Annotated in this window: 18 protein-coding genes, 1 tRNA gene and 2 rRNA genes; 5 read left to right on the top strand and 16 right to left on the bottom strand. The window is 45.6% G+C overall.

What is annotated here, in order from left to right; translation table 11 throughout:
• Positions 1-49 precede the first annotated feature (49 nt).
• The 13 genes from WBL83_RS05025 to WBL83_RS04965 all read right to left on the bottom strand — a co-directional run bounded on the left by WBL83_RS05025 (position 50) and on the right by WBL83_RS04965 (position 17180).
• On the bottom strand, positions 50-1075 hold the full coding sequence (locus tag WBL83_RS05025) for a glycosyltransferase family 1 protein (RefSeq protein ID WP_424588120.1): 1026 nt from the start codon (positions 1073-1075) through the stop codon (positions 50-52).
• Positions 1063-3102, bottom strand: coding sequence for a glycosyltransferase family 2 protein (locus WBL83_RS05020; protein WP_424588119.1), 2040 nt, complete (start codon positions 3100-3102; stop codon positions 1063-1065). Before WBL83_RS05020 ends, WBL83_RS05025 begins: the two co-directional genes overlap by 13 nt.
• A gap of 88 nt (positions 3103-3190) precedes the next feature.
• A complete protein-coding gene (locus WBL83_RS05015; RefSeq protein WP_424588170.1) occupies positions 3191-4096 on the bottom strand; it encodes a glycosyltransferase family 2 protein in 906 nt (301 codons plus the stop codon).
• 82 nt (positions 4097-4178) lie between these two features.
• Positions 4179-4556 carry a hypothetical protein gene (locus WBL83_RS05010; RefSeq protein WP_424588118.1) on the bottom strand — a complete coding sequence of 126 codons (378 nt, stop codon included), beginning with the start codon at positions 4554-4556 and terminating at the stop codon, positions 4179-4181.
• Between the two features lie 90 nt (positions 4557-4646).
• Positions 4647-5813, bottom strand: a complete 1167-nt coding sequence (locus WBL83_RS05005; protein WP_424588117.1) for a nucleotide sugar dehydrogenase — start codon at positions 5811-5813, stop codon at positions 4647-4649.
• A 528-nt stretch (positions 5814-6341) separates the two neighbouring features.
• Positions 6342-7412 (bottom strand): glycosyltransferase family 2 protein, encoded by a 1071-nt coding sequence (locus tag WBL83_RS05000; RefSeq protein ID WP_424588116.1) that lies wholly within the window; start codon positions 7410-7412, stop codon positions 6342-6344.
• 5 nt (positions 7413-7417) lie between these two features.
• The gene (locus tag WBL83_RS04995; protein ID WP_424588115.1) at positions 7418-9586 is read right to left on the bottom strand and encodes a glycoside hydrolase family 99-like domain-containing protein; all 2169 of its coding nucleotides are present in this window, start codon (positions 9584-9586) and stop codon (positions 7418-7420) included.
• Positions 9587-9622: 36 nt separating this feature from the next.
• A complete protein-coding gene (locus tag WBL83_RS04990; protein ID WP_424588114.1) occupies positions 9623-12139 on the bottom strand; it encodes a class I SAM-dependent methyltransferase in 2517 nt (838 codons plus the stop codon).
• A 133-nt stretch (positions 12140-12272) separates the two neighbouring features.
• Positions 12273-13475, bottom strand: a complete 1203-nt coding sequence (locus tag WBL83_RS04985) for a sugar transporter (RefSeq protein WP_424588113.1) — start codon at positions 13473-13475, stop codon at positions 12273-12275.
• A 14-nt stretch (positions 13476-13489) separates the two neighbouring features.
• Positions 13490-14140 (bottom strand): ABC transporter ATP-binding protein, encoded by a 651-nt coding sequence (locus WBL83_RS04980; protein WP_424588112.1) that lies wholly within the window; start codon positions 14138-14140, stop codon positions 13490-13492.
• Between the two features lie 11 nt (positions 14141-14151).
• Positions 14152-14955, bottom strand: coding sequence for an ABC transporter permease (locus WBL83_RS04975; protein ID WP_424588111.1), 804 nt, complete (start codon positions 14953-14955; stop codon positions 14152-14154).
• Between the two features lie 54 nt (positions 14956-15009).
• A complete protein-coding gene (locus WBL83_RS04970; protein WP_424588110.1) occupies positions 15010-16788 on the bottom strand; it encodes a polysaccharide biosynthesis/export family protein in 1779 nt (592 codons plus the stop codon).
• A gap of 20 nt (positions 16789-16808) precedes the next feature.
• Complete coding sequence (locus WBL83_RS04965; RefSeq protein ID WP_424588109.1) at positions 16809-17180, bottom strand: hypothetical protein; 372 nt, start codon at positions 17178-17180, stop codon at positions 16809-16811.
• A 994-nt stretch (positions 17181-18174) separates the two neighbouring features.
• Between WBL83_RS04965 and WBL83_RS04960 the strand changes: the two genes are divergently transcribed.
• The 5 genes from WBL83_RS04960 (at position 18175) to WBL83_RS04940 (ending at position 23075) form a co-directional block, all read left to right on the top strand.
• Positions 18175-18396, top strand: coding sequence for a hypothetical protein (locus WBL83_RS04960; RefSeq protein ID WP_034459881.1), 222 nt, complete (start codon positions 18175-18177; stop codon positions 18394-18396).
• Positions 18397-18918: 522 nt separating this feature from the next.
• Positions 18919-19944 carry an amino acid ABC transporter substrate-binding protein gene (locus tag WBL83_RS04955; protein ID WP_424588108.1) on the top strand — a complete coding sequence of 342 codons (1026 nt, stop codon included), beginning with the start codon at positions 18919-18921 and terminating at the stop codon, positions 19942-19944.
• A 70-nt stretch (positions 19945-20014) separates the two neighbouring features.
• Positions 20015-21196, top strand: coding sequence for an amino acid ABC transporter permease (locus WBL83_RS04950; RefSeq protein WP_424588107.1), 1182 nt, complete (start codon positions 20015-20017; stop codon positions 21194-21196).
• Between the two features lie 9 nt (positions 21197-21205).
• Complete coding sequence (locus WBL83_RS04945; protein ID WP_424588106.1) at positions 21206-22306, top strand: amino acid ABC transporter permease; 1101 nt, start codon at positions 21206-21208, stop codon at positions 22304-22306.
• Positions 22307-22316: 10 nt separating this feature from the next.
• Complete coding sequence (locus WBL83_RS04940; protein ID WP_424588105.1) at positions 22317-23075, top strand: amino acid ABC transporter ATP-binding protein; 759 nt, start codon at positions 22317-22319, stop codon at positions 23073-23075.
• Between the two features lie 99 nt (positions 23076-23174).
• Here the strand turns inward: WBL83_RS04940 and rrf (WBL83_RS04935) are convergent.
• From rrf (WBL83_RS04935) to rrf (WBL83_RS04925), 3 genes are all read right to left on the bottom strand, one after another.
• Positions 23175-23290: ribosomal RNA gene (gene rrf, locus WBL83_RS04935) — 5S ribosomal RNA — on the bottom strand.
• Between the two features lie 38 nt (positions 23291-23328).
• A tRNA-Thr gene (locus tag WBL83_RS04930) sits at positions 23329-23404 on the bottom strand.
• A 15-nt stretch (positions 23405-23419) separates the two neighbouring features.
• Positions 23420-23535: ribosomal RNA gene (gene rrf / locus WBL83_RS04925) — 5S ribosomal RNA — on the bottom strand.
• Positions 23536-23540 lie beyond the last annotated feature (5 nt).

The raw sequence follows: 23540 nt of genomic DNA, 5'->3' as shown, positions 1-23540 counted from the left end.
CCTATTCTCATATTTATTTGATTTAATTCATTTTAAACTGCGAATCTAACTATTCAATCAATGAATAAGCATGCCTCCTGGCATTACTAGAAAGTTCGATTCTTTTGTCAGGAAACTCCACCAGGACTTCCAGCGCCTTTACCCACAAATTAGAATCATTTTCCAGAAGTAGACCATTTACGTTCTGCTCAATCAATTTGTTGTAGGGAGCGCAGTTGCTATAAATACCCACTGCCCCCATTCGTACGAAATCATAATATTTTACTGGGCCACGAGCAGCATTAAATGCTGAGTCGAGTAAAGGTGCTAATCCAATATCGATACGTTGGATTCTGGTATAGGCAAGATAATTATCCCAACTCATTGGATGCAGCACAGTGACTCTGGGCAGGTCCCGGTAGTGTTTGTAGATCTCATGCTCGCCAAAAATTTCAAAAGTAGCACTAGGACAACGCTGCAAAACTCCTTCAACCACCTGGCGTAGCCAGTATTTTTCTTCACGATGAGAACTGGAACCATGATAAGCGATTTTGACTGGCTGCATTGACTCTAGCAGAAGTGAAGAGGGTTTAGCCTCAACCACGTCAGGACTGAGATGAGCATATTTTTTTGCCAGATAAATGGTAGATACCCAGATCTCATCACAATACTGGGTGATCCATTGATGCTGTGCTGCTGAGCGGCGAAGTATTTTCTTTCGGTATGGTTTTGGTAAGGCCACCAGCACGGGTGGATCTAAAAGATCATCATCCATGAAATAGATCACGCGAGAAATTTTATCTATATCCTGCTCAATTCGCTGTTGCCAGGAAGGTGATAAAAACCGAATGATAACAATGGCATCTCCCTCGGATATCACCATATTTGAGATTGAGGTGGTATCCTGGAGCCGATATTCAGTATCCGGAAATTTACTCGTAATAGCCTGTTCAAAATAAGCCAGGGTTGGTGACAGACCTTCATGCAAGATGATGACCCGTTGACACTCCTGCAACCAGTTATGCTGATTGCCATAACTTTGTTTATTCAGAGACCGGTAGGGTTTGAATAGTGCTTTTCTGATTAATTCATCCATGGTGGTATCACGCTCGGGGAACGGCTCAGGGAAAAATCTGGACGGTCATAACTCAGGTTAGGATTATAAAAAGGATCATGCTTTAGCTGCTGTCGCCAGCGCTTACGCATGTAATTAAGCTCCAACTGGGCGCGTTTAGTTTGTTGTGGTGAAACATCCTTGCCACGCGATACAGACTCATGATGATAGAGTTCAGCATGGGGAGTCCATACCACATGCCAGCCCGCCTCTCTGACCCGCAGGCAATAATCCACATCATTGAACGCCACAGAAAGCTGCTGTTCATTCAGGCCACCCAGTTGCATAAAAATATGTCGATGAGTTAAGAGACAAGCGGCAGTCACCGCCGATAACTCCTGAGCCGACACCGCCCGGCGTTGATAACCGGGGTCAGTTGCAGCTAATTGACTGTGAAAATGGTCTGCACATCCACCAGGACCCACTGCATCTCCACCATGCTGGACCCTGCCATCACCATAAAAGAGTTTGGCACCCACAATCCCGACGCCGGGGCGCAGCAATTGGGCGACCATCTCATCCAGCCAGGTGTGCGTGATTACCTCGGTGTCATTGTTAAGCAGACAGATAATTTCCCCCTGCGCCTGACGAACCCCTTCATTGTTGATGGAGGAATAGTTGAAAGGATGATCATGGCGGATAACCCTCACATCGTATGTGTTGGTAATCGACTGAAAATAGGCCAGGGTGTCGGGATCATCACTCTGATTATCCATCACCAGGATTTCGAAACGACCGTAACGGGTTTTATGAACCAGACTCTCGATACAAGGGCGCAAATGAGCGAGTCCATTGCGGGTCGGAATAATAATACTGACCAGGGGACGAACTTTCGGTAACGGCCAAAGCAATTGGCATACCCCGTGTGCGCCCGGTTTAACTTCTACTTCTGGATGATGCCGCTGAAAATAGGTTGAAACTGCCCTGTGGTGCTCTGCGTGGTGATTATTCTCGGGAAGATGCATCAGCAAGGCGGGGACATGGGCAATCTGCAACGCGGTCAAGCGTTCAGCCAGGGTCAGCCACCATTGATGGCACATTTCCTGGTCTTGTGGCACCGTCCCCTCGGTATCCTCCTCATGAAGCCAGAGCCCGCACCAACCGATGTAATTCTGGCTGTACAGCAGAGTCTGGTTCCAGTCCGGTTTGAAACCAGGGCTGTGCCGCTCCCCTTTTTCATCAAGTAAGTCATGGTCCCCATATAGCCAGCGGCACTGAGGTGACTGACGCAGGGTATGCGCTATCCAACAAAGGGATGCCGGGGCCAGAGTAGCGCCAACAGGAACAACCCATTGCCACTCATTGGGTTGCATCTGATCCTGCTTGCTGTTCGCTCCCTCCTCCCTGGGATCAATCAGTGTGATATGGGAGGTGGGATAACAGAGATTCGACACGCTTTCCAGCGTACGCTGCCAGGCATGAGCCGACCCGTCACCTACCAGATGGAGGCGAAAACGAGGCAACGATGTCCTCCAGCGCCCTAACATTTTGTTTATCCGTAACCGGTCGCCCTGTTCCAGCTTATCGAAGCGGGCGAGCCAACTGGCATATTCTAATAGGGTCTTCTCATCTCGCAACTGCCCCACCAGCCTATAAGCCTGTTGCAGATCGGTGAGCAAAAGATGGGTAGATAGCCCCAGCCGTTCCCGACGGCGGCGAGAGAGCCGCCAATAGAATGGGAACACGCGTTGCAAGCGGCGCCATACACTTTCGATGCCAGAGACCGTCTGCAGACTTGGCGCCTCTGCCGTATAAACTGCCCCTTCACTACTGGCAAGCCATGCCAATTGCTGTGCACCCGCAGGTAAATAAACCAATTCTAACAAGGTGCCTTTGCGAGAAACTGGCAATAAGCATCCAGCTGGCTGGCCTTGTATATCCTGCCAACGTAATCGGGTTTCTCCCCGTGGCGTAACACAGTGGATCGATGCCTTAATCAACAACCACCCTCCGCTTCGCGCAATGGATGGGGGAACAACCAGAGGTTGCCAATCAGAAGATGGGGTCATAGATAAATATCGCGTCAGAAAATGGGTAACCCAGAGGGATCAATCAATACCAATAAAAGTCAGCTAAGAACTGGATATTAAGGGGAAATCATCCCCTCCACTTCTTCACTTTTTGCGACAACCATGAGGTAGCAGGCTTATTTTCCTCTACAGGCAGTGCTTCTATCAGCTCAGTGAGTCTCACCATTTCAGCTTTTACTTTGGGAGCCAGGGCTGCCGCCAGCAGGCAACTCTCATCATTGCGGTCGTGAGCCTTAAAATAGGCTTTGTGCTTAACTCTATTGGCCGTGGCAGCACTGCCGCGCAGATGTTTACCCAACAGAAATTCTTCCAGCGATTTAACCGCATAGTGATTGACCCGCACTCCATTCCAAATCACCTCTGCACTGACCCCGTTGCCATGTTTTGGGTGAAGCACCAGATCACGCCCGAGTGCGTCAACATAGCGACCATATCGCAGGTCGGCAAAGTGAGGATTATGAAAGCGATTAGTGCGATTCGGTTTCACAACACTTTTAAAATTATGGTGAACATTGAATGCCTGAGGGGCTCGCCTGGTAAAACGTTCAGTGACCAACCCTTCTTCGGCAAAAAGTTCACCATTAGATCCAAAGTTTGACCAGTTAAGTGCCATCGCGCTGACACTTTCATCCTTAAATCTTGAGCTAAAAAAGTCACCTAAGTTGCAATCGGATGTTAAGGGTAATAAAAATTCATCGGCATCGATAAAAGCAAGCAGGTCAACTTCACGTGGACAACTGCGTAATATTTTCTCGTAGGCGGGTAGTTGAGGTTTTTGATTTATTATATCGGGTTGTTCAAAAGTGGTAACAATACCCAGTCTGGCAAGGGAATATAACAGCTCACCACTACCGTCACGGCTACCATTATCGGCAATAATAAACCCTGCCACGCCTAATACCCGGTGGTATGCAATCCACTCAAGAAGACCTGACAGCTCATCTTTAATGATAGCAGCAATATAGAGTTTCAAATTATTATCCATGCAAAACAGCATTCACACCGGTTCAAAGAACTATTATTGAACACCGGTGTGAATGTAAATTTTCAAATAATTAGGCAGGAGAAAAAATTAATTCTTCAAGCCAGGTAATTAAACCATCAGACTCCAGTCCTATTGTCATCTGCGAAGAGAATGGCACTTTAATGTCAAAACCGCAGAGTAGTCTTGGATGGTTTTCTGCTGGCAACTCCAATATGGCGGAGATAACATCAGGTCTTCGAATATTAAAAGGAAAGCAATAAGTCCCGATGCTGTTTTTAACTGCAAGCCTGGCAAACGGTTCGCTTTCAGCCAGCAACCATCCACGAAGTTCAATACGACCATTTGAAACTTTAACAGCCTGCTGGCTGGATGAAGAATCAATATTCCAACGTAACTGACCACCTGGTGTGAGAAGTGGTAATTTGACAAGGGTGTAGGTAGCTATCATCCTGATTTAATACTCTTGTTATTGTTGACGGGGTGGCGCTTTTTATTATCGCCTGACCGCACTATTACACACCTTACCTCATTAGAAAACTCAATCAGAGCCAAAAAGATCTCGCGTATAGACCTTGTCTGCAACATCAGTCAGATCAGTCGCCATTCGGTTGCACAGAATGACATCACTGAGTGCCTTAAATTCGCCCAGGTCACGGATCACGCGGGAGTTAAAGAAGGCATCTTCTTTAATCGTTGGCTCAAATATCACCACCTCGATTCCCTTGGCCTTGATCCGCTTCATGATCCCCTGGATGGCAGAGGAGCGGAAATTATCCGAACCCGCCTTCATCACCAGGCGGTGGATACCGACTACCTTAGGTTTGCGACGGATCACACTGTCAGCAATAAAATCCTTACGAGTAGTATTGGCATCAACGATGGCGCGGATCAGGTTATTAGGCACCTGGTTATAGTTGGCCAACAACTGCTTGGTATCTTTGGGCAGGCAGTAGCCGCCATAGCCAAATGAAGGGTTGTTATAGTGGTTGCCAATACGAGGATCCAGTCCAATGCCCTCAATGATCTGGCGGCTGTCCAGCCCATGGGCTTGAGCATAGGTGTCGAGCTCATTGAAATAAGCCACCCGCATCGCCAGATAAGTATTGGCAAAAAGCTTAATGGCTTCAGCCTCGGTACTGCCGGTCAGCAGCACAGGAACATCCTGCCTAATGGCACCCTCTTTGAGCAATTCAGCAAATGCTTGAGCGCGTTCGCTGCACTCACCCACCACGATACGAGAAGGATAAAGGTTGTCATACAGGGCCTTACCTTCTCGTAAGAATTCTGGTGAGAAGATCAGATTCTCCGTGCCAAGTTCCTGACGCATGCGTTCGGTAAAGCCCACCGGAATGGTCGACTTAATCACCATAACCGCATCGGGATTAATAGCCATTACATCGCGGATAACCGCCTCGACCGAGCTGGTGTTGAAATAGTTAGTCTCGGGATCATAATCGGTTGGGGTAGCGATAATCACATACTCGGCGGCTTTATAGGCCTCGAATTTATCAAGCGTGGCCTTTAAATTTAGAGGTATGTTGGCCAAATACTCTTCAAGTTCTTTATCCGCTATTGGGGACTTGCGCTGGTTAATTTGTTCGACTTTTTCTGGCACAACGTCCAGAGCAATAACTGTATGGTGTTGGGCCAAAAGTACTGCATTGGAAAGACCGACATAGCCGGTGCCTGCAATTGTTATATTCATTTTTATTGAGACTCTAAAACTTAGTAATTATACCTTGATCATACAATGAAGGATGAAATTCAGTATACCCATAATGGTTAAATTAACAGTATATGCCTGCGCATTTTTCTATAATTATATTATGGTAGGATCTATCCTAATAACGTATGGCATGATTATTCATGTTACTTAACCATTTCATGACGGAGACCTAAGAATATGATTTTCAATGCAGATACTTAGGGGAAATAGGATATATAACACAATTGGCGAGTATTTATCATGGACTGAACAAAAATATGAAATTTTTCGTGTGCACCTTAGAAGAAACTTGTTCTCACCATCATCAAAACTATATAACTTTCACTCAATGCATTATTTCTATTGAACAACACCTATTAAAACCCATCACCCAAAAAAAAGCTTGTGGAGAAACATCATAATAACCATGTAGCCTGTGTAGTATTGGAATTGGTTAGCCTAAAATGACCTATTTGAAAAAAAGTCTAACTGCTGCAATATTATAAAAATTAGTTTATTAACTTCAAGTTAATTAAATTTATTGATATCGACTTTATCTAAATCAGACGCCACAAATTCATAAACACTTTTAATATCAACGAAAGCATTCGAGGAAACGGCATTAATAACAAAAAGAACACTAGGTAATGTTATGTTTTTTAGAATATTCTGATGTATTACAATGTTATGACTTCCACTATTTATAATAAAATCCACCACATATTTAAATCTTTCCAAGACAAAACACCTTGCTTCATTAATATCTTTTCTTAGGTGTAAAGTATCAATCAATGATGATAATTTTGATTTATAGTCTAAAATATGTTCTTCGATAATTGAAAAATCCACACCATCATTTGCTCTAATGAAACCCCATCTATTATTTTTCAGGCTGTTTTGTGTCGATGGTCGACCTTTCCCAAGTAATGATACATATTCCACTTGACTTCTTGCTACCCGATGTAGAATGAACACCTCTTTCAAAGGGCCAATTGTATCAGTGGCTATGATTGTTGCTTTATTTTTTTCGTCGAAGTTTGGAGTTGAACCATCGGCTAGTACGTACGTTGCTCTTTCCGATAAAACATTGTGTATACCTATTACTGAAATATCAATTGATGTTTTAAATAATGATTTAAGATGATAGTTTTTTAATATTTTTTGATGTTCTGAAAAGGGTGTAGAGAATGGGAGTGAGTCATGCGCAGGAATACCCCACTCATAGCAAATGATATCAGAATGAGAATTCTCTTCCAAATGTTCATGGATGCTAGTTTTGAAATTTCGTGGAGTCCAAAACTCATCAATATCTAGAAATAATAAATTTGTCACACCTTCTTCTTTGGCTAAATTATAAGCGTGCTCGTATACATGCTTTTGAAAGTCACCACCATACTCGGTTACAAAATCATCACCATCCAATACACGAATGTTAAATTTATTACTTAGTTTATTACATATTTCTTTTGAATTATCAGTAGTTTTATTTATATAAATATCAATTGAATCAAAACCAAAGTAAAAGTGATGAAATATCCAGTCGACTAAATATGCACCTTCATCTTTAGCAATAGCGGAAATTCTTACGTTTGTTTTCATCTATATTATCCTATTTTAGCAAATGCATAAGAAGAATGGTTACTCATACTTTCACCATTTGTATTACTAACAGTATGTTTTACCGAGTTAGCCGCAACAGCAATCACACGTTCAATCGCATGTGCAATCGTTCCATCGATTTGACCTGCCTCCATATCAAAATCATCATCAGTCAACCCAAGACCGAGTAAAGGCTTGATCGTATCCACGCGAGCAAAAAACATGGTGCCTGCTACAAAATTGATCTCCCTAATATCATCGAGTTTATACCCCATGCGGTAACATAGTTTTTCAACCTTTTCTGCATTGGAACCCCAATAGAAATTCATGGGGACTATATGACCTTCTGGCCCGATAATTCCGACTTTGGGTTGCTCCCTGAAGATGTCCATCGCATTATCGATAGCTGCCGAGGTAATCAATTTGGAAAAGAGATCATCACGCCATTTATCTCCATCTTCACGGTGTTCCGAGCGCTTGGTATGTACCTTGACAAGATAGTTGTAACCCTCCTGGTTAACAACATTCATAATTTTTAGAAAGGGCAGCACATCACGTCCACGGTTTTCCAGCGGTAATAGATGATAGGCCAGGCCACTTGTTTGCAAAAGTGCTTGGGCCTCTTGCTCGTTCTGATACGGTGTAGTGACGAATAGTTTGATATTCCATTCAGTTACAGATTGTAACTCAGCAATCATTTCTTCAAGAATATCAAGATAGAAGGCATGTATTACCACAGCCAACTTATCTTGGTGACTGCTTACTGGTTGGATGCATAGCTGAGCCCGAACCAAAGCCATACGGGTTGCCTCAAGGTAACCGAATCCATATGCTTGGTCTGGCTCAAGGTGGGCACCTTCAGCCCACTCGTTCCAGGCATTGATAAAGACAAAACGTTCATCTGGATTTTTGATGCGCTGGGTAGTATCCAGAGCTGCATTGAAAAGCCACTTTTGATATAGGCAAGGTGAACTACCGTATAGAATAGTGCCATTATTTTTGCGACGAGCTGTATTATCCCAACTTGGTGTAACACCTCGGAAAAATTGATAACCAGGGTCGCTATAATGTTCACTGCGCTTTACCAACTCACTCCAATCATAAATATTACCGGTAAACTCATCTGATAATTCCGCAATTTGATGAGTTATATTAGGAATATTTGAATTATTGGGCGGGAATTCGATAGCAGCATCAATACCATACACGTTCGGCGACTCTTTTTCGAAGGATTGAGTGTATGCCATATATATTTCACCTATGCCATTTTCACGGCACCAGGTACGCCAACGCTCTACGGTCGCTTTGGCGTCTGGCAGCAAGCTAGGGCGATAGATGGTAAGTAGCGGTTTACCATTCACTCGAATATAACGGGGGTCATGCATATATTTTGAAACATACTTGATGAATTCGATATCATCAGCAGGGCTATGGTCTTGCGCAATGAGAATTTCACTTTCAAGACCATCCCAGCGGCGGCACCAGTTTTCATTAGCCCAGCATAAGCTAAATGGCAGATCTAGATCACTATTATCTAAGTAATTGAGTAATGGTTGCTCCAACAGACGATGTCCAGCAAACCAATAGAAATAGAAACAGAAACCGTCGATGCCATACTGTTTTGCAAGGGCTATCTGTCTGCGTTGAGTATCCACATCAAGTAGGTTGTAATAACCTAATTCATCTGGAATATGAGGTTGATGATGACCTTCAAACTGTGATTTCGCGGGTTTAACATTTGACCATTCAGTAAAGCCATCTCCCCACCATTCATTATTTTCAGGAATGGCATGGAATTGTGGAAGGTAGAAACAAATAGTTCTGACCGGCGATTCAAATTTAAAGTCAAGCTGGCTTTTCTTTATATATACGGGTGCAGGAATACCGTCTTTAAACAGAGAAGTGGTGGCCTGCTTGCAAACACGCCCTTCATTTATACCTTGCGTAATATAATGAATCAGCGGATTGACGCCAGCCTCTTTCACATCCGCGTTAAACTTTAAATAGAACTTCGTTGAAAACTCAACACTTGGATCACGGAGCATTCTCCAGCCATACTTTAAATAATGCTCCGCAGGCTCCATATTTAGGAGTTCAACATCAGGATAAGTTTCTTTGTACCATTCACTATCAAATAGCTCAGAACCATTAAGTATATCGTTGAAAGATTGCATTTTCATTCCCATGTTATTTAATACATATTTTAAACATCAAGACTGTGAGTGACACAGTCGCCCTTCGTGTTGCCCATGCAAAATGAAATGCAAAAGTGGGTTTATGTCTCCATTAGCTACATCAGGGTACGTATTAATATACCAGCGGGTATCGAATTTAGAGCTCGGGTTATAGCCATTCACTGCGCCAATATTCAGATAGTGTTCAATCGCTGAGGTGTTATTCCCAGCAGCAGGATAATGTTGGCGATACCATACTTCATCGAAATACCCAGATTCTGCAATTATATTAATTTGGCTAATGCTGTATGCTGGCGAAACCTTGAAGGGCTTTGCCAATGCTCTCACTGGTGCAGTCAAACGCCAAGACACTGTTCCTTTAAGTTTATTTATGCGAGCTTTTAGCCGCTCAATCTGCTGTTCACTATTACTGAGTTCTCTTCCTTGCTGCTCTATCAAATTTGTCATGATAGCCAGTTCACGAAAACGCTCGGAAATATTGGCTTCCAGTCCGTCGTTATGTTTAACCAGTTCTTCCACACGGAGGTCTAGTTGGGTCTGTTGCTGGGCTGCCTGTTGCTGGAAGGTTTGCTGCTGGATATTCAAACGCTCGTGTTCTACAGCCTGCACATCAATGGTCCGAGTTTGTTCTTCCAGAATACGAGTGAGTAACGCTATCTCATTGAAGCGCTCATCTAGCATCTTTTTGAGTTCGCTAACCTGTTTCTCTTGCTCTGCAGCAAACTCTGCTGACGCTTGCATACTTATTTGATGCTGTGCTTGTTCAGCCTGTAATTGCTGCTGCGTAGCGTGTAATTGGGCGCTCAAGTGCTCGTATTCCGCCGCTTGCGCACTAATGGTCTGGGTTTGCTCTTCAAGCATTCGAGTCAGTGCCGCAATTTCGGCAAAACGCTCTTCCACTGTGGTATTAAGCGCTTGTTCTTGCTCCTGCCAGATTCGCTTGGTTGTTTCATATTGCTCAAGCAGCAAACGGCTTGCATCCAGATCGACAGACAAGGATTCGCATTGCATCTGCCATTGGGATGCCTCTTGTGCTTTGTCGGTAAGAACCTGCGTCAGCTCTTCATACCGCTGATGAGCAGATTCCAATACCCTTTCTTGTTCATCTATCTGGAGCTGTAACTGTTGCCTTACTACCGAGGCAACATCAACTTGTTCAAGCAGGTTGATGTTGGTCTGACGCAAGCCATCGCGTTCTTTGCATAGAGCTTCATATTGGACTTCAAGCAATCCGTATGCGCGCTGCAGTTGATTTTTGGTTTGGCTCTCATCTTCAAGTTGTTGCAAAAGAGCATTAGCTCTTTGTTGCAGCAGGTTCACCGTGTTATCTCGTTCGACCATTGTGCGAGATTGTGAGTCCTGTGTGTGTAGAGCTTGCTCCAAATGGTGCTGCAGTGCGGTAAGTTGGCGTGAGTGCTCGGTGAGTGCCACGTTACTCTTGCTCAGAGCAAGGGTCAGTTGCGCAGTTCTCTGGGTCTCTTCGCTAAGTTGTAGCGCCTGTTCATTAAGTTGCTGTTGTAACTGCTTTTGAGCCTGTTCTTGAGTAGTGAGTTGCTCCTGCCGTTGAGCAGATTGCTCACCTTCTAATGATTTATAATGCTCAAGTTTGCTTTCTAATGTGGTCAGATTGTGATGCTGGGCAGTGATTCTTTCAGCAAGACGCCCCCGCTCGAGGGCCTGTTGTTCCATCAGTTGTTGATGTTCCGCCTGTAGCTCTTCTTGCTGTAACGTTAGTTGACGTTTTAACTGGTTATTTTCCCAACTATCACCACAGGCTTTACCCAGGCGAGAAAATATTTCATGTACTTGTTTGGTGGCACGAGCATTTTCTGAAATACCATACAGGCTCTTCATTTCTGAAGACTGCTCACTCCCCACACCAATCACCCCAAGGCCATGACCATGGGCAAACTCAAAATGAGGGTACTGCTGTTTTAGCTCATCCAGAAGCTGGAATACACCAAACCCACGTTCTCGCACATTAGTGTCGTGCATAATCACAACGGCTTTTTCAGAGAGCTTCGGCAGCCAGCTTTCAAAGTCATGTCGTACCGCCTCGAACGTGTGCAAACCATCAATATGAAGTAAATCAATACTGCCTTGAGGGAAATGGTCTAATGCCTGGTCGAATGTGCTGCGGATAAGGGTAGAGAAACCTGAGTAGTGTTGTTGGTTATATTCAGATACTTGCCCATAGACCTCCTCCCCGTACTGTCCAGCATGTTCGTCTCCTCCCCAAGTATCAACAGCAAAGCAGAGAGTTTCGAGATCCAGCTTTGTCACTGCCTGGCAGAATGAAAAATAAGAACTGCCGTAATGGGTACCCAACTCGACAACCTTGCGGGGGCGCAGTGTTTCCAATAACCAGAAAGCAAATGGAATGTGTTCTAACCAAGCGGATTGGGCAATGTAGGTTGGACGCCAAAAAAGGGAGCGCTTGAAAACAAAGTCCAGTTCGGTCTTTGGTTGCTGTTCTGCTTCTGATTTGTGGTTAGGAATAGCCAGTAAATGGCTGCCTTGTTGACTGTCCATAGTGGGAGGTCTCTCAAATATTTGATATGTGAATAAAAGTGGCCAGGAGTGTGGCTACTTGCAGGCTGGTTAACGAAGAACCATGGCCCAAGATGAAATAGCTCGTTAAATGAGTATTTCCAGCAATTCCCTGTTAGTCCTGATGCTCACGCAGAGTCGCGAGACCCATCACGAAGAGCCCATAAAAGAGACAAAGGAGTACGCCTACGGTGGCCAGGTTGTAGAGGCGACGAGGGAATTCGGCATCTTCAGCAAGTGTAGGCTGGCTGATGACCATCAGATGTTTCAGTTTGCGGTAAGCCTCTACCCTGGCTTGCTCAAGGCTAATAAGGCCTGTTTTGTAAAGATCAGCAGCAAAAGTTGCCTGGGTTTGCACGTCTAAATAGCCCGCGGTAACTTCATTCATCGCATCCTGATCAACACCAGTAAGCCTGGCTTGTTCCTGTTTCAACTGCTTGCTCAACGCATCAATTCTGGCCTGTACCGAGATAATGCCTGGTGCAGTGTCCCTCATATAACTTTGTAATTGCTTTAATTCAGCTTGCTGGCGTACCAGCTCTCCTTCAATCTGGCTGACCACCCCTAAGCGGGCGCTACTGGTGGATTCCGGGCTGATGAGTTGATGGCTGTTTTGAAAAGCCAGCACTTTGCTTTTCTCATCCTGAAGCCGCTGATAGGCGCGATCGACCTCTTTTTCTACAAACTCCAGTTGAGACAACGCGACTTGATGCCCCAGTTTGTTGATAAATACCTCCGACTCTTTAAGCATCAGGTTTACGACCCGCTGCCCATACTCGGGATCAAATGCCTGTAACTCGACCGTGAGCACCCCTGACAGTTCATCAAGGCGTAAGGTCAAATGATTGCGGTAATATTCAAGAAAATCTTCTCGGCTAACATCTTGGGGCAGGCGAGAAAAGTAGTCGGCCTTATCGCTCTGGTAATGGGATTTGAGGCCAAGCTCTTTATCCAGCTTGGATAACATGTCCCAGGATTTCATATAATCCTGAACCAGCAGAACGTCCTGATGGTTGCTGCCACCAATACCCAACATCGACAGGGCGTCAGGCAACATTTTAATTTGGTCCGCTTGTTTAATAATTAACTCTGCCCGGCTTACGTATCGGTCGGAGGCTATAACACCAAAATAGAGGGCAGCGATGGAAAAACAGACCACGACCCAGAGAAAACTGCCAAGTTTGAGGCTACGTTGCCAGGAACGGTGGGCAATTCGAAAACCGCTGGAATCGATTAAAAAACGTTTCGGTTCATTACTGAGTTTGCGCAATTTACGTACAAAGCGCGATGGTTTGTTGGTGCTAATAAGTTGAGTCATGATTTTTGTGCTTGTTATAGATTCTGATAGATGCGGATGGCGTCGTCGATATTGTCGAATATTTCCAGTGTGCTGTTACGCAGCAAAATACCCATATCGCATTGTTGACGTAGATTCTTCATGTCATGCGATACCATTATTAAGCTCGCGGTCTCACGTTTTTGATTAAAAACGTCAATACATTTCTGTTTGAAGCGGGCATCCCCCACCGACGTTATTTCATCGGTTAGATACACATCAAAATCAAAGGCCATACTGACGGCAAAAGAATATTTTGATTTCATGCCACTGGAGTAGGTTTTGACAGGCAATTCGAAATGTTGGCCTATTTCTGAAAACTCTTTGACCCACTCTTCAACAGCCTGAGTATCACGTACACCGTGAATCTGGCAAACGAAGCGGGTGTTTTCCCTTCCGGTCATACTGCCTTGAAACCCACCACCAAGAGCAAGTGGCCATGAGACGCGACATTGTCGAGTAACCTTTCCCTGATTGGGCATATCCATTCCACCCAGCAAGCGTAATAAGGTGGATTTACCTGCACCGTTCACGCCCAAAATTCCAATATTGCGATCCCGTGGCAGCTCAATACTTACATCACGTAGTACATAATTGCGGCCAAATTTAGTGGGATAATACTTGGATACATTGTCCAGAATGATCATGTTATTTCACTTTAACTGGCAATCAGCCGACGATGGCTCAGCCGATAGCAGCTCATGGCAAAGGTCAGGAGTAACAACGTTACAATCGAAAAATATGCCCAACTGGCACTAGGGCTGATATAGCCTGCAATCCAGCCACATCTGATCAGTTCAATTGCATGTACCAGTGGATTCCACAAAAACCAATGTTGATATTGAGAGGGTATGGTTGCCAGTGGGTACATTACGCAAGAAATAAACATCAACGGCATCATCAGCAAGCTGAGAAACTTCTTTGCCTCCTGGAATAAATGACCAAGCACACAAAAAATAATGCCGAGAGAAAATGAGAAGACCATTAACAATAAGTAACCGAGGAGCACCTGCAAGGGATCCGCAGGGATGGCATCAAAACCAAACCAAAGTAGCCCCATCACCAGAATCCCACCCACTACCATGCCAATCATGGTTTCGAGGATAAAGCGGGCAATAAATGTGGCGAAAGGCGTAACCTGCCGATAGCAGAATAAGCCCATATTAGAACTGACCGCTGATTGCAGTTTGTTCACAACATCTCGAAAGATGAGAAAAGGTAAATAACTGGCTGCAATAAACAGTGGGGCTGGAGCTCCACCAAATCCACTATGGCCGCCACGCATGCCGAAAATCAGGCTAAACACGCTAATCATCAACAAAGGATCAAGCAAAGCCCAGGCATAGCCCAGCCGATAACTACCAAAGCGGGTTTTCAGCTCGCGGATCAGCAAGCCAAACGTGACATCACGCAGCACCTGAAAGGAACTGCGTGGTGTTTGATTGAGTATGGGTTTATGCATTGAGTCATATTACCGAACGACAGACTCACCATTGGGCGAGTCTGTCTGTGGGGATTAATTAATAGCTACGTTCGCAGCCACGGCAATCTGATAGATAATTTGCGTGATGTCTTTAACTGCCTGCATAGTCTTACTGTCAACCTTAGGTAAGATCAGAATCTGATCTCCCGGCTGAACACTGCCCTGGCCTTTAAACTCCACCAGCCCATTGGCATGCACTACTGCGATACGTTTGTCATCCGCACGTTCGGTGAAACCACCCGCCCAGGCAACATAGTCATCAAGATCAGCATTAGCGTTGTAAACCACCGCTTGTGGCATCAGGACTTCCCCGCCAATCTGGATCAGGTCGGTCTTGTTCGGGATAACGATCTGGTCTCCCTGTTCCAGCTGAATGTTGGCAATAATGCCTTTATCTGCCACTACAACTTTTCCAAGAGGCTGGATTTTGCGGGCTTTATCCACAAACTGCATCACCAGTTCGGCTTCTTTAGCACGGATGGAGGCTTCACCGTCCGAACTGGCAGGCGCGGTGAATACACTGCGCTCTAACCGGTTGAGCGATTCATCCAGCATCTCTTTTTGTCTCGCCGCCACGCTCTTTCGCATCACGTAAATAGATTGGTAATCTGCAAGTTTTGGATCGATGGGAATGTGATTAAGTAGATCGTGCAACTTTGTCTGTTTACGAACGGTGAAATAAGATGGCCCCATATAACTGCCAGTGACCTGCACATCGTAAACCTGCGCATGCATATCATCGTTAAACAGGACTTTGTCTCCGTCCTTGAGTTGGACATTGGCAAAATCTTTGTAAGGGAGATAAATCGAGAATGGGCCGTTGGAACGATCACCGATGACTCCTACGTGGCTCACCTTTGCAAGAGGGAGTGCGTAGCGAGCCAACTCAGAGCCCGGAGTATTTTGTTGCTTTAACTCAAAACGGAACGGATTTCTTACCTTGCCCGCCACATTGATCATCGGCCCCTGTGGCTCGACCAGAATCACATCCTGATCTTTCAGTGAGAGTTTCGGCATTCTGCCTTGCTGCATAAACTCGTACAGGTCGATCTGCTGGATAACCTGGTTTTGGCGTAAGACTTTAATCTGACGGTAACTACCCCGTTCTGAGTCAATGCCACCCGCCCGTTTGAGGAAATAAAGTACGCTATCAGAGGATTGTCCTGCGTACTGACCAGGACGGATTACAGGGCCTGTTACAAACACGCTGACCGGGGTGGTCGTTAGCAGATTGACGTAAATATTGACGTTGTTGGTAAATACCTCACCAATTCTACTGGTCACCAGATTATTAATTTGACTGGCTGGGACATTTTTCACATTGATAGGACCGACATCAGGAATAAAAATGTTGCCTTGATTGTCGACGGTCACAACGTTCGAGAAATTAACGGCGCCCCAGATCCAGATATTCAGCTTATCACCAGGCGCTATCAAGTAATTGTCATTCAAACCATCGCTGCGTTCTGTTTCATATCCTCCGGCAAATAGGTTTGCGCCGTAAGGTGGGGGCAGCCCCGCCTCTGATTGTGGCAGTAATTTATGCACATCAGCTTCACCGGGTAGCAACATGCCTTGCCGATTTTGCTGAGAGAAGCTGCCAGTGGTGGAACTGGTGTTGGCCTGACCACTTAATGTGGACTGGCCGCCAAGTTGAGGGCGATTATTGTCCGCTGCATTGCCTGGAAGGTTATAGCCAAATGTTTGACCGCCAGCTTGTGCCTGGTCCGGTGTGGGCGCAGCCATCAATGAACAGGAAGCACCGATGAGTAGCAAAATAGTACTCAGTTGACGAATTTTCGTTATCTTCAAAACGTATACCTTCAATTCTATTATTCAGCAATGAGGTTGCTGACAGATGCCTGTTCCAATTGAGGTATCAGATACCATTGTTCTGCGTTCTTACATGCAGCGCTTCTTTGCGAATGACCCTGATAATTGTTGAGCAATAGCTCAACACATTCATTCCCTAGTGCTGAAACATAGCGCTGGCCCAGAATAAAGCTGTTGCTGCCTGTACTGAGAGCGGCTCCTTGAGGGAGGGTATTCAATGCTGATTGCAGATTGGCAGGCATGGCCTGCAGATCTGTGGACGCCGTTGGATTCACGAGAGGTCGGGATGCTTCGACCTTCTTTGGCTCATGGGCGCAGCCGCTAAGCTGTAAAGCTAGCGACATAGCCACGATCCGGGTTAAGTAATTCATCTGTTATTATTTTCCATGGGGTCGAAACTTTAGGCGTGAAATCTATATTGTGCTTATCACTAACGTTATTTGGCTAAGATATTAATTGTTTCTTTATGGCTGCAGGCAATGGCACGAAAAACCGCATATCTATAGAGGTCAAGTGTGCAAACGAATAAAAATGCGATACCGAGAATGCGTTCTTACCGTTAGTCTTGATGAGGCAACGTGCGATGCATTTTTACATGCTACCGCCCCTGGTTTACAGCAACCAATGCGCTAACAAGCTGAGTCGACTCTTGTTACAGAGGGATTTAGTTTAAAGAGAGGTTAAGTACTAACTGGCAGGAATAATTTGCGGGCAATAAAAGAAATTAAATATCACCTACCTAATTTGGTAGATTGAAAATAATAAACTTATAGATTGTCACTTATGTAAATCATCCTTAAATTAGACATCCCTTTAATAATTTAAAATCTACATATATTTTTTCAAATTATCGGAAAAATACCGTATACATAAGAATTATCCTAATCGTTTAAAGCTATCAATTATGGGTATTTTGAAAGGTTTTTGTTAAAAAACTTAAGGGAAATTGTTTTATTCATTTGTAGGCATTTTGGCCGCAACAAGTCATGAGACATTTTTGAGGAGCCCAGCGCCCTTGCTTTCACAAATACCTCTGTATAGTTAGTACATTACGACAACTCCTTACCCTCTCATCGCCTGGTTGGAAAATGATAACTATGATTATTATTTAACCTCAGGAAACAATGGTTTGCTTCTTTACTGCGGGAAACTTCAGTAATTCTGAATCTTTTGATTAACTTTTGCCCTCGACGCTTTTCTCCACTTTGTTTACACAGCACATGAATTGCAATTATTCCCTGCTCCTCGCCAGGCTTATGACGGTGATAAAATCACCACATTCACTCCGGACCGGGTTTTTAGATAACTCTGTAGCCTTAGCGCACAAGTTATCCCTGGACGGGGTTTGGGTTAATGAGGTTCCAAATGAAAAAGCTAATTGCCGCAGCGTTGCTTTCTACGCTTCTCGCGGGTTGTGCAACCAACTCACCTTGTGTGCCGGTCTATGACGACCAGGGACGTTTGGTGCACACCAACACCTGCATGAAAGGGACAACGCAGGATAACTGGGAAACGGCAGGTGCTATCGCCGGTGGTGCAGCAGCGATTGCTGGTTTAACTCTGGGTATCGTTGCTTTAACAAAGTAAGTTAAGGCAGTCATTTGAAAAAGCGCGCCTGAATAAGGGCGCGCTTTTTTTTGGAAATCTCGAACACAGCCTTTGCATTATTAAAGTGCAAATCGTCGCAATCCCCCGCCTTTTGAATTTGAGTTCTTCTCCCGCAAACTATTTTGAGCGTGAAACAAATCACTCAGTTCTCTTCAGTTTTGTTTTATTGCAGCAGAAGTCGTGATTGTTCTCACAGTCCAGCATTAATAGTACTCACGCTAATGTTAACTCCTGAAATTACTTCTTTTCATATGATCAGAATCTGAAACTTTTTTGCGCTGAAATGTGGCGTAGGTTTCAGTTTTGCACCGTTACAGGGCGCTGAGAGTAATTTTTACTGTCTACACTCTGCTTACTGCGTCGAGCGGTACACGCATACCCTCGATCGCAATCTTGGCACTCCCTTTGCTATATCCAGACTGGCAGATGCCACAGACAGGAAAAACGGCGCCATCCGGACGCCAATACTTATAACGATAATTTCGCCACACAGGATGCATTATGAAAAAGACATTGATCTCCACTCTGGTCGCAGCCGGTGCATTATTCGCGGTTGTCAGTCAGGCTCATGCTGGTACCACGTTTGAAGCGGTAAAAAAGAAAGGCTTTGTGCAATGCGGAATAAGCGACGGCTTGCCAGGTTTTTCTTATGCCGATGCAAACGGTAAATTTACCGGTATTGATGTGGATGTTTGCCGTGGCGTTGCCGCTGCGGTATTTGGCGATGCCTCGAAAGTGAAATACACCCCACTGACGGCGAAAGAGCGTTTCACCGCTCTGCAATCCGGTGAAGTAGACATTTTATCCCGCAATACCACCTGGACTTCCTCCCGTGATGCAGGCATGGGCATGTCGTTTACGGGGGTCACTTATTACGACGGTATCGGCTTCCTGACCCACAACAAAGCAGATTTGAAAAGTGCGAAGGAACTGGATGGCGCAACTGTTTGTATTCAGGCAGGGACGGATACAGAACTCAACGTTGCTGACTACTTCAAAGCAAATAACATGAAGTACACCCCTGTGACTTTCGACCGTTCTGATGAGTCAGCTAAAGCGCTGGAATCAGGCCGCTGCGATACCCTGGCTTCTGATCAGTCTCAACTCTACGCGCTGCGTATCAAATTAAGCACACCTGGCGAGTGGATTGTCCTTCCTGAAGTTATTTCAAAAGAACCTTTAGGACCCGTCGTCCGTCGTGGCGATGAAGACTGGTTCTCCATCGTGCGCTGGACTCTGTTCGCTATGCTTAACGCCGAAGAGATGGGTGTGGATTCCAAAAATGTTGACCAGATGGCCGCTAACCCAACAACGCCAGATATGGCGCACCTGTTAGGTAAAGAAGGTGATTTTGGTAAGGATCTAAAACTCGACAACAAATGGGCGTACAACATCGTCAAACAAGTCGGTAACTACGCTGAGATTTTCGAACATAACGTCGGTTCTGAAAGCCCGCTGAAAATTAAGCGCGGACAAAACAACCTGTGGAATAAAGGTGGTATTCAGTACGCACCACCGGTTCGCTAAGCGAGACGTCAGAAATGGGCACTACCACAGTAGTGCCCAAAGTTTGTGTTTATGTCACTGAGGTTCGCTTATGTCCCATCGCCGCCCAATCGTAAAAGGTGATATCTCCTTTTCTAACCCAGCGGTTCGTGCCTGGCTGTTTCAGATTATTGCTGTCGTCGTGGTTGTCGGCATCGCTATTTACCTGATACACAACACCGTCACTAACCTTAGCAATCGTGGAATTACCTCAGGTTTTGCATTCCTTGACCGTAGCGCCGGCTTCGGTATCGTTCAGCATCTTATTGATTATGAACAGGGTGATACTTATGGACGGGTGTTTATTGTTGGCCTGCTGAATACTTTATTGGTTTCAGCGTTGTGTATCGTATTTGCTTCATTTCTTGGCTTTTTTCTCGGGCTGGCTCGCCTTTCTGATAACTGGCTACTGCGCAAGCTGTCTACTTTTTATATTGAGACTTTCCGCAATATCCCACCCTTATTACAAATCTTCTTTTGGTATTTTGCCGTACTGCGTAACTTGCCAGGCCCGCGCCAGGCGGTCAGTGCTTTTGATCTTCTCTTTCTGAGTAATCGCGGGCTTTATATCCCGTCGCCGCAAATTGGCGAAGGTGCACTGGCATTTATTGCCGCTATTGCGGTGGCACTTATCGCATCAGCAGGTTTGTATCGTTATAACAAAATGCATCAGATCAAAACCGGGCAATTGCGTCGCACCTGGCCTTATGCGTTAGGGCTGCTGATATTATTGCCGATGCTCGCTCAGTGGATTTTCGGTGCTGCACTGCACTGGGATATTCCTGCGTTGCGTGGTTTTAACTTCCGTGGCGGGATGGTTCTGATCCCTGAACTGGCGGCATTAACCCTCGCGTTATCGGTTTATACCTCAGCTTTCATTGCTGAAATCATCCGTGCGGGTATCCAGTCTGTGCCTTACGGCCAACATGAAGCGGCACGTTCGTTAGGGATACCGAACCCGGTCACACTGCGTCAGGTCATCATTCCACAGGCCATGCGCGTAATCATTCCACCACTGACTAGCCAGTATCTCAATATCGTTAAGAACTCATCGCTGGCAGCCGCTATTGGTTACCCGGATATGGTGTCGTTGTTCGCAGGGACAGTGCTCAATCAGACGGGGCAAGCGATTGAAACTATTGCGATAACGATGTCGGTGTATCTGATTATCAGCCTGACTATTTCGCTATTGATGAATATCTATAACCGGCGAATTGCCCTGATCGAGCGCTAAGGAATTACGATGACAAAAGCATTGATGTCACATCACACGCGCCCAACGGTTGTTCGTTTAGGGGCCGTACAGTGGGCTCGTAAAAATCTCTTTTCCAGTTGGTCTAATAGCTTACTGACTATTTTCTGTTTGTGGATGATGTGGGAGCTTATCCCGCCATTATTAAACTGGACGATTTTCCAGGCAAACTGGTTTGGTGAGACCCGTGCCGACTGCACTAAAGAAGGTGCTTGTTGGGTGTTTATCCATGCACGGTTCGGGCAATTTATGTATGGCTTGTATCCACATGACCAGCGTTGGCGCATTAATCTTGCATTGATTATTGGCCTGGCGTCGATCATTCCCATGTTCTGGAATGCCATGCCAAAACGTGGACGATATATTGCGGCGTGGGCCGTCATCTATCCATTGGTTGTTTGGGCTCTGCTGTACGGTGGATTTTTGGGGCTTGAACGTGTCGAAACACGTCAGTGGGGCGGGTTGACGTTAACGTTGATCATCGCTTCCGTGGGGATCGCGGGTGCCTTACCTTTGGGGATCTTACTGGCATTAGGTCGTCGATCGAGCATGCCGGTGGTCAGAATTTTGTCGGTGGTATTTATCGAGTTCTGGCGCGGTGTACCTCTCATCACTGTATTGTTCATGTCATCCGTCATGTTGCCGCTGTTTCTTTCGGAAGGAACAAGCATCGATAAGTTAATCCGCGCACTCGTCGGGGTTATCCTGTTCCAGTCAGCTTATGTTGCTGAGGTGGTCCGCGGGGGCTTACAGGCTTTGCCTAAAGGGCAATATGAAGCTGCGGAATCTCTGGCGCTCGGTTACTGGAAAACACAAGGGCTGGTTATCTTACCTCAGGCGCTGAAAATGGTGATCCCAGGTCTGGTCAATACCATCATCGCGCTGTTTAAAGACACCAGTCTGGTGATCATTATCGGTCTGTTTGATCTTTTCAGCAGCGTACAGCAAGCCACGGTTGATCCCGCATGGCTTGGCATGTCGACCGAAGGCTATGTCTTTGCCGCTCTCATCTATTGGATTTTCTGCTTCAGTATGTCGCGCTATAGCCAGCATCTTGAAAAACGTTTTAACACCGGACGAACACCGCACTGAGGATGAATAAATGAGTCAAATTTCTATGCACCCCGCTGATGCGATGATCATGCTGGAGAATGTCAATAAATGGTACGGGCAGTTTCACGTGCTTAAAGATATCAATCTGAAGGTACAACAGGGTGAACGCATTGTTCTGTGCGGCCCTTCCGGCTCAGGTAAATCCACAACCATACGTTGTATTAATCATCTGGAAGAGCATCAGCAAGGCCGAATTGTCGTAGATGGGACGGAGCTGAATGATGATTTACGTAATATTGAGAAGGTTCGCACCGAAGTCGGAATGGTATTCCAGCATTTTAACCTTTTCCCGCATCTGACCGTGTTGCAGAACTGTACGCTGGCTCCAATCTGGGTGCGCAAAATGCCCAAGAAAGAAGCTGAAGCGCTGGCAATGCATTATCTGGAAAGAGTACGAATTGCTGAGCATGCGCATAAATTTCCCGGACAAATATCTGGTGGACAGCAGCAGCGTGTGGCAATTGCTCGATCATTATGTATGAAACCAAAGATCATGCTGTTTGATGAACCAACGTCAGCACTGGATCCGGAGATGGTTAAAGAAGTGTTGGATACGATGATTGGCCTGGCAGAATCAGGTATGACGATGCTGTGTGTCACACATGAAATGGGCTTTGCACGAACGGTAGCAGATAGAGTGATCTTCATGGATAGAGGGGAAATTGTTGAGCAGGCTCCGCCAAATGAGTTCTTTGCTCATCCAAAGTCAGAACGTACTCGTGCGTTTCTGTCTCAGGTTATTCATTGATATATAAAGATAAGAGCCACGAAAGTGGCTTTTATTTCTTACGAAGTTCCAAAACAAAAAGCCCCATGCTTTCGCATGAGGCTTGTTTGTTTATTTGGAGCCTGGCAGTTCCCTACTCTCGCATGGGGAGACCCCACACTACCATCGGCGCTACGGCGTTTCACTTCTGAGTTCGGCATGGGTTCAGGTGGGACCACCGCGCTACTGCCGCCAGGCAAATTCTTTATCTAGCGCCGAACTTTAACCTAAAAACTGGTGCTGATACCCAGAGTCGAACTGGGGACCTCACCCTTACCAAGGGTGCGCTCTACCAACTGAGCCATATCAGCACGCTTTAATTTGGAGCCTGGCAGTTCCCTACTCTCGCATGGGGAGACCCCACACTACCATCGGCGCTACGGCGTTTCACTTCTGAGTTCGGCATGGGGTCAGGTGGGACCACCGCGCTAGTGCCGCCAGGCATAT

It is taken from the genome of Buttiauxella sp. (assembly GCF_049686335.1).
Taxonomy (GTDB): Bacteria; Pseudomonadota; Gammaproteobacteria; order Enterobacterales; family Enterobacteriaceae; genus Buttiauxella.
The sequence above is the reverse complement of the archived record's forward strand: the minus strand, read 5'-3'. Positions and strand labels throughout refer to the sequence as shown.